General features: G+C 45.9%; 17 protein-coding genes and 1 pseudogene. 16 read left to right on the forward strand and 2 right to left on the reverse strand.

The annotated features are described in order from the left end of the window. Positions 1-68: 68 nt before the first annotated feature. From FQV30_RS01875 to FQV30_RS01945, 15 genes are all read left to right on the forward strand, one after another. Entirely contained in the window at positions 69-1,550 is a 1,482-nt protein-coding gene (locus tag FQV30_RS01875) for a glycoside hydrolase family 1 protein (protein ID WP_146498450.1), read from the forward strand. A gap of 332 nt (positions 1,551-1,882) precedes the next feature. After that, positions 1,883-2,743: a Cof-type HAD-IIB family hydrolase gene (locus FQV30_RS01880; protein ID WP_146498451.1), complete on the forward strand. Its 861-nt coding sequence runs from the start codon at positions 1,883-1,885 to the stop codon at positions 2,741-2,743. 545 nt (positions 2,744-3,288) lie between these two features. After that, positions 3,289-4,560 carry a serine/threonine transporter SstT gene (gene sstT / locus FQV30_RS01885; protein WP_146498452.1) on the forward strand — a complete coding sequence of 424 codons (1,272 nt, stop codon included), beginning with the start codon at positions 3,289-3,291 and terminating at the stop codon, positions 4,558-4,560. A 329-nt stretch (positions 4,561-4,889) separates the two neighbouring features. Continuing rightward, positions 4,890-6,188, forward strand: coding sequence for a murein hydrolase activator EnvC family protein (locus FQV30_RS01890; RefSeq protein ID WP_146498453.1), 1,299 nt, complete (start codon positions 4,890-4,892; stop codon positions 6,186-6,188). 270 nt (positions 6,189-6,458) lie between these two features. Further along, positions 6,459-6,809, forward strand: a complete 351-nt coding sequence (locus FQV30_RS01895; RefSeq protein WP_146498454.1) for an ArsR/SmtB family transcription factor — start codon at positions 6,459-6,461, stop codon at positions 6,807-6,809. Between the two features lie 112 nt (positions 6,810-6,921). Further along, positions 6,922-7,341: an arsenate reductase (thioredoxin) gene (gene arsC, locus FQV30_RS01900; protein ID WP_146498455.1), complete on the forward strand. Its 420-nt coding sequence runs from the start codon at positions 6,922-6,924 to the stop codon at positions 7,339-7,341. An 85-nt stretch (positions 7,342-7,426) separates the two neighbouring features. Continuing rightward, positions 7,427-7,786: an arsenite efflux transporter metallochaperone ArsD gene (gene arsD, locus FQV30_RS01905; RefSeq protein ID WP_146498456.1), complete on the forward strand. Its 360-nt coding sequence runs from the start codon at positions 7,427-7,429 to the stop codon at positions 7,784-7,786. Between the two features lie 13 nt (positions 7,787-7,799). Further along, positions 7,800-9,572 (forward strand): arsenical pump-driving ATPase, encoded by a 1,773-nt coding sequence (gene arsA / locus FQV30_RS01910; RefSeq protein WP_146499538.1) that lies wholly within the window; start codon positions 7,800-7,802, stop codon positions 9,570-9,572. 32 nt (positions 9,573-9,604) lie between these two features. Beyond that, complete coding sequence (locus FQV30_RS01915) at positions 9,605-10,033, forward strand: protein-tyrosine phosphatase family protein (protein ID WP_146498457.1); 429 nt, start codon at positions 9,605-9,607, stop codon at positions 10,031-10,033. Between the two features lie 51 nt (positions 10,034-10,084). Beyond that, complete coding sequence (locus FQV30_RS01920; RefSeq protein WP_146498458.1) at positions 10,085-10,363, forward strand: adhesin; 279 nt, start codon at positions 10,085-10,087, stop codon at positions 10,361-10,363. Between the two features lie 191 nt (positions 10,364-10,554). After that, entirely contained in the window at positions 10,555-10,878 is a 324-nt protein-coding gene (locus FQV30_RS01925; protein WP_146498459.1) for an ArsR/SmtB family transcription factor, read from the forward strand. A gap of 119 nt (positions 10,879-10,997) precedes the next feature. Further along, complete coding sequence (locus tag FQV30_RS01930) at positions 10,998-12,221, forward strand: MFS transporter (RefSeq protein WP_146498460.1); 1,224 nt, start codon at positions 10,998-11,000, stop codon at positions 12,219-12,221. A gap of 215 nt (positions 12,222-12,436) precedes the next feature. Further along, positions 12,437-12,961, forward strand: a complete 525-nt coding sequence (locus tag FQV30_RS01935; RefSeq protein ID WP_146498461.1) for a hypothetical protein — start codon at positions 12,437-12,439, stop codon at positions 12,959-12,961. 265 nt (positions 12,962-13,226) lie between these two features. Beyond that, positions 13,227-14,717, forward strand: coding sequence for a potassium/proton antiporter (locus tag FQV30_RS01940; protein ID WP_146498462.1), 1,491 nt, complete (start codon positions 13,227-13,229; stop codon positions 14,715-14,717). 23 nt (positions 14,718-14,740) lie between these two features. After that, on the forward strand, positions 14,741-15,448 hold the full coding sequence (locus FQV30_RS01945; RefSeq protein WP_146498463.1) for a DNA alkylation repair protein: 708 nt from the start codon (positions 14,741-14,743) through the stop codon (positions 15,446-15,448). A gap of 156 nt (positions 15,449-15,604) precedes the next feature. On the opposite strand, the gene FQV30_RS18310 is transcribed toward FQV30_RS01945, so the two are convergent. Beyond that, positions 15,605-15,898 carry a hypothetical protein gene (locus tag FQV30_RS18310; RefSeq protein ID WP_370512375.1) on the reverse strand — a complete coding sequence of 98 codons (294 nt, stop codon included), beginning with the start codon at positions 15,896-15,898 and terminating at the stop codon, positions 15,605-15,607. Here FQV30_RS18310 and FQV30_RS18090 point away from each other — a divergent pair. Further along, a pseudogene (locus FQV30_RS18090) lies at positions 15,836-16,042 on the forward strand (YitT family protein); the annotation flags it as partial. The gene FQV30_RS18310 and the pseudogene FQV30_RS18090 sit on opposite strands and share 63 nt — an antisense overlap. A 200-nt stretch (positions 16,043-16,242) precedes the next feature. On the opposite strand, the gene FQV30_RS01960 reads toward FQV30_RS18090, so the two are convergent. After that, positions 16,243-16,659: a hypothetical protein gene (locus FQV30_RS01960; protein ID WP_146498464.1), complete on the reverse strand. Its 417-nt coding sequence runs from the start codon at positions 16,657-16,659 to the stop codon at positions 16,243-16,245. Between the last annotated feature and the right edge of the window lie 133 nt (positions 16,660-16,792).

A 16,792-nucleotide genomic window follows, 5' to 3' on the forward strand; every position in this document is an offset into this window, starting at 1 on the left:
TTCGTACACAGGAAGAAAAACGGAATTCCGTTTTTCTTCTATACATAATAGGAAAAGGAGTTCAGATCATGACATCTACTAAATTTCCAAAAGGGTTTTTATGGGGCGGCGCAACAGCTGCGAACCAATTAGAAGGCGCATTTGATGTTGGAGGTAAAGGGCTGTCGATTTTCGATATGGTTTCTTTTGTTCCGAAAGAGGAGCGCGGTACTGATATTGAAATGGATGTAAAAAGCGAAGCGGAATTGAACGAACTGTTGGCAGAGGAAGGAAAAACGAATTTTCCGAAACGCCGCGGAATCGATTTTTATCATCGCTACAAAGAGGATATCGCCCTTTTTGCGGAAATGGGCTTTAAAACGTTCCGTTTGTCGATTTCATGGCCGCGTATTTTCCCGAACGGTGATGAGCAGACGCCGAATGAAGAAGGGCTGGCTTTCTACGATAAAGTATTCGATGAGCTGCAGAAATACGGCATCGAACCGCTCGTGACCTTGTCGCATTATGAAATGCCGCTTCATTTGGTCCAAAAATACAACGGCTGGACCGACCGCCGCCTGGTCGACTTTTTCGTCCATTATGCGGAAACAGTATTCAATCGCTATAAAGATAAAGTGAAATACTGGCTGACTTTCAATGAAATTAATATCTCTATGTTTTCTCCTTATATCGGCAGCGGCATTTTGATTGACGACGTCGAAAACAAGGAACAAGCGGTATACCAGGCGCTGCATCATCAGTTTGTGGCAAGTGCGAGAGCGGTGAAAGCATGCCACGAAATCATTCCGGGTTCACAAATCGGCTGTATGCTGGCCCGCATGGAAGTCTATCCGGAAACATGCAGCCCGGACGATGTACTGGCAGCTCTTGATGAAGACCAGAAAAACTTATTCTTCACAGATGTCCAAGTACGCGGCTATTATCCAAGCTTCATGAACCGATATTTCAAAGAAAACAACATCCAGCTTCAAATGCTTCCAGGCGATGAGGAAATTTTGCTTCAGCACACGGTCGATTTCCTATCATTCAGCTATTACATGACAATGGTGGCGAGCGGGAATCCGGATAAAGCAAAAGAGAAAGGAAACTTTTCTCTGGGCATCAAAAACCCTTATTTGGAAGCTTCGGATTGGGGCTGGCAGATTGACCCGAAAGGCTTGCGCATCACCTTAAAGAAATTGTATGACCGCTATCAAGTGCCATTGTTCATTGTGGAAAACGGCTTAGGGGCATATGATGTTGTGGAAGAAGACGGATCGATCAACGATGATTACCGCATTGATTATCTTCGTTCGCATATCGAACAAATGGGAGAAGCGATCGAGGACGGCGTTGATCTAATGGGTTATACGAGCTGGGGCTGCATCGATTTGATTTCAGCCAGCACATCGGAAATGTCGAAACGCTACGGATTCATCTATGTCGATCAAGATGATTACGGCAACGGCACGCTGGAAAGAAGAAAGAAAAAGTCGTTTGGCTGGTACCAAAACGTGATTGCCACTAATGGCGCAGAATTGCAGCAGAAAAGTTTAAATGAAGTAAAATGATGAAAAAGTGCCTTGCTCACTCGAGTAAGGCACTTTGAGGTTGTAGACAAAGCAGGCGCAAGACGCCTGGTCGTGCCTTCTTGCTTCAGGCACCGGAGCGGAAGCCGGGCGACTCCAGCGGGAAAGCGAAGGGCCGAAATTCACTCGGGCTGCCCGAGTGGATTTCGGCGCGAGCCCGCGGAAAGCGCCTGGCTGGAGCGCAGGTGCCAATACGGCTTCAATAAACTTCTGGCTTAAAAGAAACTTAAAAGCCTTACAAAACACAGGAACACCATAATGGATTATACTGAAAGATAGGACTACATAAGATTTAGTGGAAGAGGTGTAAAAGGATGAAACTAATTGCGATCGATTTGGACGGCACTTTGCTGTCTCCGGAAATGGAAATTACGAAAGAAAGCCTTGAGGCCATGCGGGAAGCGCAGAACCAAGGGAATATCGTGATGATCTGCTCCGGTCGTGCCCCGGAAGATATCCAACAAATTCTTACGAAATATGATTTTTCGATCCCGTTGGCAGGAAGCAATGGATCGGTTGTGCAGCTCCAAGGGCAGTTGTTGAAAAAAGTATCGATGAACAAAGAAGATATTATTAAGATTGCGGAAAAGTTGGATGAGGAGAGAGCCCCATATCGGATTTACACGGATGATGGGATTTACATACCTACTAGCTGGTCAGAACGCGTGAAGCTTGCGATGGAAGAAGAGCAGATCCAAGTGGAAGGCCTGCCGGGTGAAATATATAAGCGGATTACGGAACAGCCGCAAAAATCCAGTCTCGTTAACTTTTTTGGCCACTATAGTGAATTGTTGGATGAGAAAGAGTTGGCCATTCAAAAGTTCTTCGTGCTGACGCTGAACAACAGCATCAAAACAACGTTAACTGCTTATCTGGAAGGGATCGACACGGTCGGTTTCACTTCCTCGCATCCTTTGAACATCGAAGTGATGGACAAGAACGGCAACAAAGGCAATGCTTTAAAGAGAGTAGCTGAACACTATGGCATTCCTTTAAAAGACACTATGGCCATTGGCGACAATTTCAACGATATTCCGATGTTTGAAATGGCAGGGCTTTCTGTTGCAATGGGAAATGCAGAGCCTCAAGTGAAAGAGATCTGTGATATCGTTACCCATTCGAATGGTGACAATGGCGTAGCTTATGCAATCAATAAGTACGTATTAAACAAATAAATTCTATTACCCTTGATGCAGCCGGAAATTTGCAGAAGCAGTCAGCTGGCCATGAATAATCGGATGGGAAGAGACTTCTTATGAAGTTTCTTCTCTTTTTTTGTATGGGCAAGTGAACTTTTGCAAATTGCTTTCCATAACTAAAGAAAAGAAGAGACGATCATGTAATTTCTGTGTCCGTCCCCGAATGAAAACTGTGGGCAAAACAAAAAAGATGTTTATTAAATATACGCATATGCAATAATAACTGGCTACCAAACGGAAGGGTTTTTTTTAGGGGCAAAACCATGAGAGGGTTCGATTTCCTTGAAAAATCTGCTCTAAAATCCAAATTGTAGGAGCGATATTAAGCGAAATGGCTGGTAAATGTCTGAATACTTCTGAAATGAAAAAATTTTGTTTAATCTAGTCCACCCTTTGTATAGAATAGGGATATGTTGAAATTCCCGATGTTAATAGGAGGTCATTTGCTGTAAGGGACAGGTAGCGGGAGCTCGGCTGTGTTGCAATATTATAAGAAAGTAATAGGGGGAAAAGCAAAAGCTATGAAACTATTGAAAATGTGGAATCGGATAAGTTTAGTAAAGCAAATATCTATTGGTTTGGTTCTTGGGATTATTTTGGCTGTGTCGGTTCCGGAAGCGGCAAAATCTTTGACTATTCTAGGTTCTTTATTTGTAGGCGCTCTTAAAGCGATCGCTCCTGTATTGGTGCTGTTCCTGGTTATGGCGTCCATCGCCCAGCATAAAAGCGGCCAGCGGACAAACATGAAATCGATCGTCTTCCTATATTTAGTAGGAACGTTTTTAGCTGGACTCGTAGCTGTAGTTGTTAGTTTCATTTTCCCTGTGAACATCATCCTTACCCAAGGGGCTGAAGATTTGGCGGCTCCTGGCAATGCGGTTGAGGTTATAAAAACATTGGTATTGAACATTGTCGATAATCCTGTAAATGCTCTTGTCAACGGCAACTATATCGGTATTCTAGCGTGGGCTATCGTCCTTGGATTGGCATTAAGAAATGCCGCAGATACGACAAAGACGCTCGTATCCAATTTCTCGGATGCTGTTTCCAAAATGGTTGGCTGGGTCATTAAATTCGCGCCATTAGGCATCATGGGCCTAGTGATCGAGTCGATCACTACAAACGGCCTTTCATCCCTGCTCGGCTATGGAAAGTTGCTTGCTCTTTTGATCGGGTGCATGCTTTTTGTGGCTTTTGTGGTCAACCCGCTCATCGTCTTTGCGAACATCCGCCAAAATCCATATCCGCTTGTCTTCAAGTGCATTAAGGAAAGCGGTATTACAGCATTCTTCACCCGCAGCTCTGCTGCAAACATTCCTGTGAATATGACGCTATGCGAAAAATTAGGGTTGGACAAAGACACTTATTCTGTATCCATTCCGTTAGGCGCAACAGTCAATATGGCTGGTGCGGCGGTTACGATTTCTGTTCTGACGCTTGCCGCGGTGCATACACTTGGCATCCAAGTGGACATCCCGACAGCCATCATCCTTAGTGTATTGGCAGCTGTATGTGCATGTGGCGCCTCTGGTGTCGCCGGCGGTTCACTGCTGCTGATTCCTTTAGCGTGCAGCCTGTTCGGCATCCCTGCTGATGTGGCTATGCAAGTGGTTGGCGTTGGATTTATCATCGGTGTTTTGCAGGATTCATTTGAAACAGCGCTTAACTCTTCAACAGACGTTCTTTTCACAGCAACAGCTGAATATAAGAAACGTCTAAAAGAAGGGGAAAAAGTGAACATCAAAAAAGCATTTGCTATTAAGAAACCTGCAAAAAATTTAGCGAACAGCTAAGTTGCTCCTGAGCTGGAAAGAACAGACCTGATTTGAATTGCATATAAAACATATTCTTTAGGCTGCCCGATTCCCTGATTCTTTCAGGGAGTCGGACAGCCTAATTTTTTTATCGGTTTATTCCGTGTTCAAAACGTCCTGCATCCCTTTATAAAAATAATAATATTTTTTGAAAAGAATAAAAATGAAATATTATTGTAATAATATTTGGATTTAAAGCTGTTATAATAGGGGAGTCGTAAATTTTCAGAAATAATATAAATCGTTTAAGTTTATTAAAATAATAGCGTCATAGAGACAGAGAGCAAGTTTGGAAGGGGAAAAAGCAATTGAAACCGAAATGGATGGTAGCAGGATTATCTTCTGTGTTAGCTTTGTCATTTTTAGCACCAACAGTAAATGCGGACAGATTAAGCGATTTGGAGCAAAAACAGCGGGAAGCCCAACAGCAGCAAAGCCAGCTGAACTCCGGAATTACCGAGAAAACGAAGGAAATCAATAAAAACGCCACGAAATTAGAAAAATTGGCGGCGAAGATTGAGGAACTGAACAATAAGATCAACGAAACAGAAGCCAAAATAGATGAAGTCCAGGCCCAAATCGACCAGACAAAAGCGGAAATCGATGAGCTGAGAAAATCGATCGATGAGCTTGAGCGGAAAATTGCAGAGCGCGAAGAACTTTTGAAAGAGCGCGCCCGTGCGATTCAGTTGAGCGGCGGTTCTGTAGACTATATTGATGTGCTTCTTGGTGCAAACAATTTCGTCGATTTTATCGACCGTTTCTCTGCCGTCAATACACTGATTGAGGCGGACCGCGAGATCATGCGTGAACAAGCGGAAGACAAAAAGCTGCTGGCAGAGCAAAAAGCGCAAGTGGAAACAAAACTTGCAGAGCAGGAAGCGCGCCATGCAGAACTGATGGGACTTAAAGCTTCTTTGGATGGCCAGAAGAAAGAACAGGCTGACCTGGTGAAAGAGCTGGAAGCAGAACAAAAACGTTTGGCTGAAGAAAAGGCGCATTTGGAAGATGAACACCACGAAACGATCAAAATCAGTGCGAAGCTTGAAAAGCAGATCGCTGACGAACAGGCACGCCTTGCTGAAATCGCACGCAAAGCGGAAAAAGCCCACCAACGGGAACTGGCAGCTAAAAAGGCGGCAGCACGCAAGTTCCAAGCAGTTTCGAGTGTAAGCTCCAGCAATAGGGCGCCCGCTTCCGGCGGCATGTTCATCCAGCCGGCAGCCGGCCGATATTCATCAGGCTACGGCGGACGGGATATCGGAGCCGGAGCCGAAAACCACTTAGGGCAAGATATCGCCAACGTTACCGGAACGCCTATTTGGGCGTCTGCCTCTGGTTATGTGTCTTTCGCTGGCGCAATGGGCGGATACGGCAATGTCGTGATCATGACTCATTTCATTAACGGCCAGTCCTACGCAACTGTATATGCACATATGAGCGCCATCAAAGTTTCGGTTGGCCAAGCGGTTTCGCAAGGCCAAACCGTCGGGCTTGTCGGCAGCACAGGACGTTCCACCGGGCCTCACCTTCACTTTGAAATCCATGTCGGGTCTTGGAACGGAGCGCGTTCGAACGCGGTCAATCCTATGAATTACCTTCAATAATACCGAAAAGCAGACATCTTATGGATGCCTGCTTTTTTATGCCGTTTTTTAGTGGGCCATTTTCTGCAGGTGCGGACTTTGCATCCCATGATACGGTTGAAAGACAGCCCATTGAGCTGCAAGCAGGATGGGCTCTGCCTTTCTGATATTGAGGGGTGGCCTTGAACATATAAGCATATGCTGATATGCTATTATTGGTTTTAAAAAAGCAAGCATGAAACGGTTCCAGTAAATGGATTCCGCCGGTATGGCGTGAGAGGTGAAGAACAGATGGAAGTAAGAGCGAAAGAACTTGAAATCGAAAAAGCGAGCATGGTGCTCAAGCTTTTGGGGGACAAGACAAGGCTTGCGATGATGAAGCTTTTGGAAAAGAACGAATGCTGCGTCTGCGAGTTTGTTGGAATTTTTCATATCAGCCAATCAGCCATCAGCCAGCATCTCCGGAAACTCCGTGATGTGGGGCTGGTAAAGGAGAACCGCAAAGGACAATGGATTTTTTATTCATTGAACAAAGACAGCGATATGTATGAAATGGTCCTGCACATCCTGGAATTTGTTCCAAGCCAAGATGAGCGGATCCAAGCATTGGAAAAACAAGGACTGCGGATCAGCTGCCAATAATGGAGGGAGGCTCTTCCTTCGGTTGGCACGTGTTGAATGGCAGCCTTCAACGGATTGGTTTATGTTATTGATCCCTCAAAAAATTATTTCAATCGAAAAGGAGTTTTACATCATGACGAAAAAAACATTGTATTTCCTATGCACAGGCAATTCATGCCGCAGCCAGATGGCTGAAGGCTGGGGGAAAGAAATTCTTGGCGATGAGTGGCAAGTGCTGAGTGCCGGCATTGAAGCGCACGGGCTGAACCCGAAAGCGGTCAAAGCGATGAACGAAGTGAACATCGACATTTCCAGCCAAACTTCGGACATCATCGACTTGGACATTCTGAACAATGCCGATTTTGTCGTTACGCTATGCGGCGATGCAGCGGACAAATGCCCGACGACACCGCCTCATGTAAAACGCGACCACTGGGGCTTTGTGGATCCAGCGAAAGCGGAGGGAACGGACGAAGAGAAATGGGCAGTCTTCCAAACCGTCCGCGATGATATCGGCAAACGCATCCGCGAATTTGCTGAAACAGGCAAGTGAAAAAAGAGCCGTGATCTTGTATCCCGGCTTTTTCCATAAAAAGAACATTAGTATATTCTAATATCGTAATGGAGGAGAACCCATCATGAAAAAAGTTGAAATTTTTGATCCGGCAATGTGCTGTTCCACTGGCGTCTGCGGGCCTGTAGTGGATCCAAACCTTACCCGCATCGCTTCAGCGGTCTATTCCCTTGAGAAGAAAGGCTTCGAAATCGCCCGCTATAACCTGTCCAATGATCCGGGTGCGTTTGTGGACAATCAAGCCGTCAATCAAATGCTGGGAGAAAAGGGGCCGGAAGCACTTCCTTTGGTCCTGGTCGATAACGAAATCGTTAAAGTGGCGGAGTATCCGACAAATGAAGAACTGGCAGAATGGTTCGGAACCACGCCTGCCGATTTGCAGGAAAAACCGCGGGTTCGGGTTTCTGTCAACTTTGGCAGCTGACGGGGGGAATCGCATGTATCCGCTATTCAATCCGGAAAAGATGCAGCTGACGCCTTTCCTGTTTTTCACCGGAAAAGGCGGTGTCGGCAAAACATCCACAGCTTGCGCCACAGCTGTCGCGCTTGCCGACCAAGGAAAGAAAGTGCTGCTCGTCAGCACCGATCCGGCATCCAATCTTCAGGATGTGCTGGAAGTGCCGCTCACCAATCAGCCATTGGCGATTCCAAACGTTCCCAATCTGTTTGCGTGCAATATCGATCCGGAAGAATCCGCGCGCGCCTACAAGGAAAATGTGGTGGGCCCTTATCGCGGCAAGCTGCCGGATGCTGTCCTGGCTACAATGGAAGAACAGTTATCGGGTGCCTGTACGGTGGAAATTGCTGCGTTCGATGAGTTCTCGCATCTGTTGGCGGACGAAGCAATTTTGGAGCAATATGATCATGTCTTATTCGATACGGCTCCTACCGGGCATACGCTGCGGTTGCTGCGGCTGCCGGCTGCCTGGAGCGGTTTCCTGGAAGAAAGCACACATGGAGCTTCCTGCCTGGGGCCGCTGGCTGGATTGGAAGGCAAAAAAGAGTTGTATGCCAAAGCGGTCGAGTCCCTTTCCAACGAGAACAAAACCACATTGCTGTTGGTTGCGCGTCCAGACAATTCATCCTTGCTTGAAGCAAATCGGGCTGCTGCGGAACTGAAAGAAATCGGCATCCAAAACCAATTGCTCATCATCAACGGGCTGCTTCAAACGCACCAGCCTGAAGATGGAGTGTCCACAGCATTCCATAATCGCCAGCGCCTGGCTTTACAGGCAGCGCCGGATGCCTTGGAGCGGGTTTTGACGTTTGCGCTTCCATTCGTTTCATATTCTTTGACCGGGATAAAGAATTTGCGCTCTTTGTTCAGCGCTTGCCCGGATTCCGTTTTTGATGACAAAGAGGCAAAGAAGGCAGAGTTGAATCTGCCGGGTTTGAACCAGATCATCGATGACATCTCGGAGAAAAACTTGCGCGTCATCTTCACAATGGGCAAAGGCGGCGTCGGCAAAACCTCGATCGCTTCAGCCATCGCGGTCGGCCTGGCTGAAAACGGGCATCCCGTCCATCTGACCACTACAGACCCGGCAGCTCACCTGGGATATACGTTCGCAGGCAGTGAAACGCGGAACAACTTGTCCATCAGCAGCATCAATCCCCAAACCGAAGTTGAACGCTACAAACAGGCGGTTCTCCAACAGGCAGGAATGGGGCTGGCAGAAGAAGAACTGGCTTATCTGCAGGAAGATCTGGAATCGCCTTGTACGGAAGAAATCGCGCTGTTCCAGGCATTTGCAGCCGTAGTGGAGAAGTCGGAAGACGAAATTATCGTGATTGATACGGCTCCTACAGGCCATACGCTCCTTTTGCTGGATTCGACGGAAGCCTATCACAAAGAGATGAGCCGTTCGGCCGGCGACGTGCCGGAAAGCGTCAAGAAACTCCTGCCGCGCCTGCGCAATCCGGAAGAAACAGGCGTCGTGATTGTCACCTTGGCTGAAGCGACACCCGTGTTGGAGGCGGCCAGGCTTCAAGAGGATCTGAAGCGGGCACAAATAGAACCGAAATGGTGGGTCATCAATCAAAGCCTATATGCAGCGGATACCACAGATCCCATTTTAAAAGGGCGTGCAAGTTCCGAGAAAAAATGGATCGAAAAAGTGGACAGCGAGCTGGCTTCTAAATGTGCCGTGGTTCCATGGCTGCAGGAGGAAAAGATCGGCTATCAGCAGCTGAAAGAATTTATCGTATAAAGGCGGGCAAGCCGGGAGAGGTGGAAATCGAAATGGATAAAAACTATCAGGAACTGGTAAAAGACCGCATTTTCATTGGCGGGGCAGCAGATGCAAAGGCCGCGGCGGATGCGGAGCAGATTGACGTCGTGGTTGATCTGCGCGCAGAAGCAGCTGAAGGGGAGTACGGATATCTCCGGATCCATAGCCCGATAGTGGACGATTCCGATGAACAGCAGGATGATTCCGTCAAGAAAGCGATCGGCCAGGTGGTGGATGCCTATAACGATGGGAAAAAAATCTATTTCCATTGTGCTGGCGGAAGCAACCGGACCGGCACTGTAGCTATTGGAACACTCCTGGCTTTGGGCAAAGCGGATACTATTGAAGAAGCGGAAGCCCAAGCGGCGTCTGTGCGCCAGAAAATCAGCGTGAAACCGGCATTGAAGAGATCCCTTCAGCGGATTTTCCCTGATGCTTAACAGGCGGCAATACCAAAAATGACAGGTGATTCAAAAGGAGAGATGGAATCTATGATGATTGCAGATGAAGCAAAACAATACATCCAATCCATTCTGGATGAGCAAAAAGCTGAGGGCCTGCGGATTTATGCAGTGGCGGGCTGCTGCGGACCGCAGATCGGCCTGTCGCTGGATGCACCGGAAGCCGCCGATGAAGTAACGGACGTCAACGGAATCCGGCTGGCAATCTCTTCAGATGCGAAGGAAGCCGCCAGCAGCCTGACATTGGATTTTGACGCACAAGGGGAGCAGCCGGGCCTTGTGATGGTCGGCGCACCGAATTGCTGTTAAAAGGAAAGGGCTCATTTTTTGAGCTCTTTTTTTATTGGCCCGCGGCATGGATAAGAGCAGGCAATCATCAATCACATATTGGAGATGGAGCTATTGGGAACTTAGCGAATCCAAGAGTTCGTTGAAAGATAAAAATATGTTGAAATCAAATGCATTGACATATCGAAGTAAATCGATATAAGATAAGCGCCATGGATAACTTAAATGTTTTAGATATATTCAAAGCGTTGTCAAATGAAACCCGTCTAAATATTTTAAAATGGCTAAGAGAGCCGGAGAAGAATTTTCCAGTCCAGCAAGCGCATTTGCCTAAGGAGGTAAGCATCAAAGGCGGCGTCTGTGTCGGGGATATTCAAGAAAAGGTGAACTTATCCCAATCAACTGTTTCCCATTACTTGTCGCTCATGCAAAAAGCAGGTTTGCTGGAAGCTGTGCGTTATGGGCAATGGACATACTACAGACGAAATGAAGAGACATTGGCGAAAATTGCAAAATTCATCAAAGAAGAAATTTAAGGCAGAGCCATGTCTTTTTTTTCATTCCCTATATCGATTTTTTTAGATATATCTATATAAAGGGATTCGAGCGTTTTTCATATGGTGCAGAAGAATAAAAAAACAGGAGTGGAATTTTCATGAGTACAGTTACAGATAAAGATTCGTTAAGCGCAAAACAAAAAATATTGGCATTTACACTGACACTTTTAACTTTTGTAATGGGGACCAGTGAATTTGTGATTGTCGGCCTTTTAACTGAAGTTTCTTCAGACTTGCATATCAGCCTTGCAGCAGCCGGCACTCTGGTATCCGGCTTTGCCATCGCTTACGCTATCGGGACTCCTTTTTTGACGGCATTCGTCAGCCGGTTTCCCAAATATCCGTTGATGCTGGTTTTGATTTCTTTGTTCATCATCGGAAATGTGATCAGTGCCTTATCCGGATCATATGAGCTTTTGATTTTTTCCAGGATCATTACGGCGGTAGTCAGCGGCGTATTGGTGGCGCTGTCGATGAGTATTGCCAGCGACATCATGCCGGCAAGCAAGAAAGGCCCGATCATCGCGCTGATTTTTGCCGGTTTTACAATTTCGAATGTTATTGGTGTTCCTATAGGGACGCTCATCGGGCAACTTGGCAACTGGCAGCTGACTTTCTGGTTCACTGCGCTATTAGGGGTCATTAGTTTAGCCATGAGCATCTTTATCTTGCCGAGAAAGCTGAAGGTGCAGAAAGGATCGGCAAAAGATCAGCTGAGTTTGCTGGCCAATCCGCGCATGATTCTGGCTTTCTTTATCCCGACATTTTCAATTGCCGGTACCTATACGATTTATACTTATATCACACCGATATTGGAAGAAGGACTGGCAATTCCCACAAGATACGTGAGTGTTATCTTGCTGGCTTACGGGGCGTTTTCCATCCTCAGCAATGTCCTTGCGGGAAAAATCGCCAGCCGCAATGGTGTAAGCAAGCTTCGCTATGTTTTTATCGTCCAAGCTGTTATTCTGGGTTCCTTATATTTCACAATGGACTTCAGAGCTGCAGGGCTGGCAAGCCTCATGTTGATGGCCGTAATGATCTATGCCATGAATGCGACCATCCAATTGTATTTGATGGATCTGGCTTCGGCCTATTCCCCGGCAGCCAAAGACTTTGCTTCATCCTTAACGCCTGTAGCCGTCAATATCGGCATTGCGCTGGGAGCGACAATTGGCGGATATGTGGTGGCCAACGGAAGCCTTGTCCAGCTTTCATGGGTCGGCGGCTTATGTGCGTTGATTGCCTCTGGCTTGGCATTAGCCAGCTACCGGATGGACCGGAAAGAAAGCTTTTCAGGTTCGGAAGCGCAAGAAGCATAAAAGAAATTGAACACCCTGCGATTAGCAGGGTGTTTTTTAGTTTTCATTGAATGCAGATGAAGGGATGGTTTTCTTTTAAAAACATTAAAAATACTTTACTAATTATTACATTTACTTGATAGAAATGTTAAATAAATACAAAATAGGATTAATCACAGATGGCTGTGGTAAAGAGGGAGTGTAAGACATCTTAACATCAAGAGGAGGAAGAAATTTTGAAAAAATCACTTTTAAAAATTACTGCTCCAGCGTTAGCCATTGGTCTTGCATTATCTGCACAGGGCGGGGCATTAGCCGCTAGCCCGAATGCATCAGCACAAGCTAAAGCAAATGCGGAAGTGAAAATAAATCATGCCCCGCACCAAATCAAGGCGACAAATCTTGACAAACGATTGGCGCCTGTGGAAAAGCGGGTCACCTCAGTGAATTCCAAGCTTTCTAAAGTCGTCGTTGAATTGAATACAAAAGGAAGCTTAACTGTTGAAGAGTTCGAGAGCTATCAAGAGCAGCTGGATTCGCTCAGCAAACGGTTGAATGCTTCGACCAATCAATTGAAGGCAGTTTCGAAGAAGTTTGGAAGCAGTTCGCCAGCCATAGTCGAGTCTAAAACGTCCATCAGCGCATCGCTCGGAGCCATTGCAGGAGCACAGACTCTATTAGATTCCATTCCGGTTGTCCCTGCTGCGCCTGTAACAGAGCAGCCGGCAGAACAACCAAGTGAATCACCGGCAACGCCATAAAAGCAATTTCTTTGTTGTAAGACCTGGATATTCAAGCCCTTCTCCTTTTGTCGGAGAAGGGCTTTTTTGTCTGTGAAAACCCTCTTCTCCAAGCGTTTTTTACAAAGGCTGCAGCCAAGCGAAGCGCGCTGGATAAATAGTAATCCTTATTTGATAATGCTACCATTGAAGTAACATAAAATTCGGATGGCTATGGATTTGCTGTACATATGTTGATATATGAATTCATAACTTTAACAATTATAAATGCGAAGGGATTGTCCTCATGGAACTCATAGGAATTTTATTGTTCTTAATTTCCGTTATGCTGATCATCGGCGTATTGGCTACAAAGTTCTCCTCGAAATTAGGGCTTCCAGCCCTGATCCTCTTCTTGCTTGCGGGTATGGTGCTTAACCGGTTCATGTATTTTGAAGATGTCCAGCTGACCCAATTTATCGGTACATTGGCTTTGATCATCATTCTTTTTGATGGAGGAACCCAAACGAAATGGGAAAAAATGAAGCCCATTCTTGGGCCTGCCAGTTCATTGGCTACGCTCGGCGTTTTGCTTACCACGTTCATCACCGGTGTTGCCGCCATGTACATTCTGGATTTTTCTTTGCTGGAAGGCCTGCTTCTCGGAGCTATCATCGGTTCCACGGACGCAGCGGCAGTTTTTTCCGTCTTGGGAAACAAAAACTTCAACCAGCGGTTAACATCTACATTGGAAGCGGAATCGGGTTCCAATGATCCAATGGCAGTCTTTCTTACCGTTGCGCTCATTCAAATGATCGTAATGCCGGATATGTCCATTTGGTCCGCCATCGGGAGCTTTTTTGTGCAGATGGGACTTGGTCTGGCCATTGGTCTTCTTATAGGAAAAACATCGGTTTTTGTCATCAACAACATCAAGTTGGACACATCGAGTTTATATCCCATACTTGCAATGGGGGCAGCTGTCTTCACTTACGCCATAACGGATTATTTCGGAGGCAGCGGCCTGCTTGCAGTCTACGTCATGGCAGTGTTTGTCGGAAACAGCGATCTAACCCACCGGTTCTCCATCCTCCGGTTCAATGAGGGATTCGCCTGGATGATGCAAATTATCATGTTCACGCTGCTTGGCCTGCTTGTCTTTCCTGGGCAGTTGATCAGTGTGTTCTGGAAAGGGATATTGATTGCTGTTATTTTGATGTTCGTTGCACGCCCTGCTGCTGTATTCATCAGCATGCTGTTCATGAGATACAATTTCAGGCAAAAGTTGTTCATCTCCTGGGCGGGTTTGAAAGGGGCCGTCCCGATTGTTCTGGCTACTTATCCGATTGTGGCAGGAATAGACAGCAGCAACTTGATATTCAATACCGTCTTTTTCGTTGTGCTCATATCAGCTTTGATGCAAGGAAGCACATTGTCCTGGCTGGCTGGAAAATTGAAGCTGACCGGCGAAGAAGACGATGGGTATGCAAGCGTCGAACTGATAAATCTGGGGGACACAGACTCGGAAATCATGAAGGTGACCATTCCGAAGCAATCGCCCGCAGTCAATGTGTCTTTGTCGGACTTATCATTGCCTGACCACACGCTGATCATCGGAATAAGCAGAAAGAAAAAGCTGCTGACTCCAACAGGGACATCTGTCATTGAAAAAGGAGATACCTTATATGTGCTGGGGGATAAAGAAAGAAGAAAAGAAGCGAAGCAATCGCTGTTAGGGAAAATGGAAAAGGCAAAAACTCCATCTGATATAACCGGCGACATTAAAACAAAAGAATAAACCAAGAAAGGAAGTTTAGAACGATGGATTTCGAATCAGTTATGCAAGAGCTTGAAGCCTTGGGCAAAGAACGGACCAAAAAAATGTATCTGGCAAATGGGGCCCATGAGCCGCTTTTCGGTGTGGCTACAGGTGCCATGAAGCCGATAGCCAAAAAAATAAAGACCGACCAGCGGCTGGCCGAGGAGCTGTATGCTACAGGCAATTACGATGCCATGTATTTTGCGGGCATCATTGCCGACCCGAAAGCCATGACTGAATCGGATTACGACCGCTGGATGGATGGCGCCTATTTTAATATGCTGTCCGATTATGTTGTAGCCGTGACTTTGTCCGAGTCAGATCTTGCGCAAGAAGTTGCCGACAAATGGATAGCTAGCGGCCAGGAGCTGAGAATGTCGGCGGGCTGGAGCTGCTACTGCTGGCTATTGGGGAATCGTAAGGACGATGAATTCTCTGAAAGCAAGATTTCCGATATGCTGGATACTGTGAAAGATGGGATCCATGATGCGCCGGAGCGGACGAAATCCGCTATGAATAATTTTCTGTATACTGTTGGGGTTTCATTCATCCCTTTGAATAAAAAGGCGATCGAGACTGCAGCGGAAGTGGGGACAGTGGAAATCCGGAGGGAAAATAAGGATAACAGCTTCCTGAACGCTTATGAAAAAATTCAAAAAGATATGGAAAAAGGAAGACTGGGCTTCAAACGGAAATATGTAAGGTGCTAGAATTCAGCTTTAGGGAAAGGCGTGTTTGAATTTTTCAGTTGATGTTTGAATCCAAAACCCAAAACCCTGGTCCTTAAAAGTCTTTCAGGACCAGGGTTTTCTTTTGTTCCCGAAATGGAGCGGGGGGGTGCCTTTACTTTTTTTAGCTCTTTTCCATCACTTTGGCCATGTGCTGTGAACCCGGGTTTTCTTCCTGCTGCAGTCGGCCGTTGATCCTGCAACCATCCATTCTGTTCCGTATACATGACCGCCTGTTCGGAATAGGGCTTGGAGATGTAAGCATGCCATCACCAACACTTCTTCGGCAGTTTCGAATGTCCGCCCTTGGGAATATCCGTAAGCCATATGTCCTGTGATATAGAACACTTCGCCTTCTTTGACCAACTGAAAGCGGTTTGTTTTATCGTTGGCCTGATTGTAATAGGAACGGGGATGGCAAGCAATATGCACACGAATTTCGCATCCATTCCGGTGGACCGCTTAACATTGATTCTGTAGGAGTTGACCGGACCCAATCTTTTCTTTTCAAGAACCTTGATTTGCCTCGTATTCCTGCGTATGGCTATGGTGCTGGATGGACCTATCGGCATCGGTTGGAATGCATCTTAGGAAAAAAAATGAGGAGAAAAAATATCAAGTCTCTTCAACTTCATATGCATTCGAATAAAAAGGAACTGAGTATACAGTTCCTTTTTTACATTTGGGCTTTTAATATGAAGTTGAGCATTTAGGAAATTCTTAAACCGCTTCTTCAGAAAATATTCGCAATCACCTTATTGTTTATAACATAAAAATCACCAAAAACATTTCAAGGTTTTTCTAGGCGTTACTTTAATTTTATAGTCCTTCGCTAATTTAGAAACAGTATAAAAAACATCTAAATTTTGTTGGGCTAATTCTTTGATTCGTTTTTCATCATAATGAATATTGTTTTTTTCTTTGTATTTGATATAACGTCTACTGACAAACAGCGGCTTATTTCGGCTGCTGATTGTCCGGCCTGTCGTTGTATTAAAGGTAGACCATTGGTAAACGGCGCCTTTTATATAATCTCCTTCCCAAGAAAAAACCAAAATGATATCGTATTTTGCTAATACATTCAATGTAACTTCTTTTGTAGTGAGCATGAGCTCTAATGTGCGGCCAACAAAGTATTTTAATTCATTCATATGTCGAACTTCCATAATTTCTTCTTTTCTTGCGATAGCCATTGGTTTCCCCTCCGTTTCAATCAGCGTCAGCATGCTGGTAAAATGAATCCGCGTATTTTATAGCCAAAAAAGTCTTGTGTTTCAATTGTAGGATATCAACCGTGGAAACCAGCTTTCACATAGCTGAATCAAT

This window comes from Planomicrobium sp. CPCC 101110, from assembly GCF_007859395.1.
Lineage (GTDB): Bacteria > Bacillota > Bacilli > Bacillales_A > Planococcaceae > Planococcus.

Excerpts from the sequence above, each read along its gene's own strand:
- arsD (WP_146498456.1), top strand. The coding sequence starts at position 7,427 with ATGAAAAAAGTTGAAATTTTTGATCCGGCAATGTGCTGTTCCACTGGC.
- FQV30_RS01940 (WP_146498462.1), top strand. The coding sequence starts at position 13,227 with ATGGAACTCATAGGAATTTTATTGTTCTTAATTTCCGTTATGCTGATC.
- FQV30_RS01915 (WP_146498457.1), top strand. The coding sequence starts at position 9,605 with ATGGATAAAAACTATCAGGAACTGGTAAAAGACCGCATTTTCATTGGC.
- FQV30_RS01960 (WP_146498464.1), bottom strand. The coding sequence starts at position 16,659 with ATGGCTATCGCAAGAAAAGAAGAAATTATGGAAGTTCGACATATGAAT.
- FQV30_RS01925 (WP_146498459.1), top strand. The coding sequence starts at position 10,555 with ATGGATAACTTAAATGTTTTAGATATATTCAAAGCGTTGTCAAATGAA.
- FQV30_RS01880 (WP_146498451.1), top strand. The coding sequence starts at position 1,883 with ATGAAACTAATTGCGATCGATTTGGACGGCACTTTGCTGTCTCCGGAA.
- FQV30_RS01895 (WP_146498454.1), top strand. The coding sequence starts at position 6,459 with ATGGAAGTAAGAGCGAAAGAACTTGAAATCGAAAAAGCGAGCATGGTG.
- arsA (WP_146499538.1), top strand. The coding sequence starts at position 7,800 with ATGTATCCGCTATTCAATCCGGAAAAGATGCAGCTGACGCCTTTCCTG.
- FQV30_RS01875 (WP_146498450.1), top strand. The coding sequence starts at position 69 with ATGACATCTACTAAATTTCCAAAAGGGTTTTTATGGGGCGGCGCAACA.
- FQV30_RS01930 (WP_146498460.1), top strand. The coding sequence starts at position 10,998 with ATGAGTACAGTTACAGATAAAGATTCGTTAAGCGCAAAACAAAAAATA.
- sstT (WP_146498452.1), top strand. The coding sequence starts at position 3,289 with ATGAAACTATTGAAAATGTGGAATCGGATAAGTTTAGTAAAGCAAATA.
- arsC (WP_146498455.1), top strand. The coding sequence starts at position 6,922 with ATGACGAAAAAAACATTGTATTTCCTATGCACAGGCAATTCATGCCGC.
- FQV30_RS01945 (WP_146498463.1), top strand. The coding sequence starts at position 14,741 with ATGGATTTCGAATCAGTTATGCAAGAGCTTGAAGCCTTGGGCAAAGAA.
- FQV30_RS01920 (WP_146498458.1), top strand. The coding sequence starts at position 10,085 with ATGATGATTGCAGATGAAGCAAAACAATACATCCAATCCATTCTGGAT.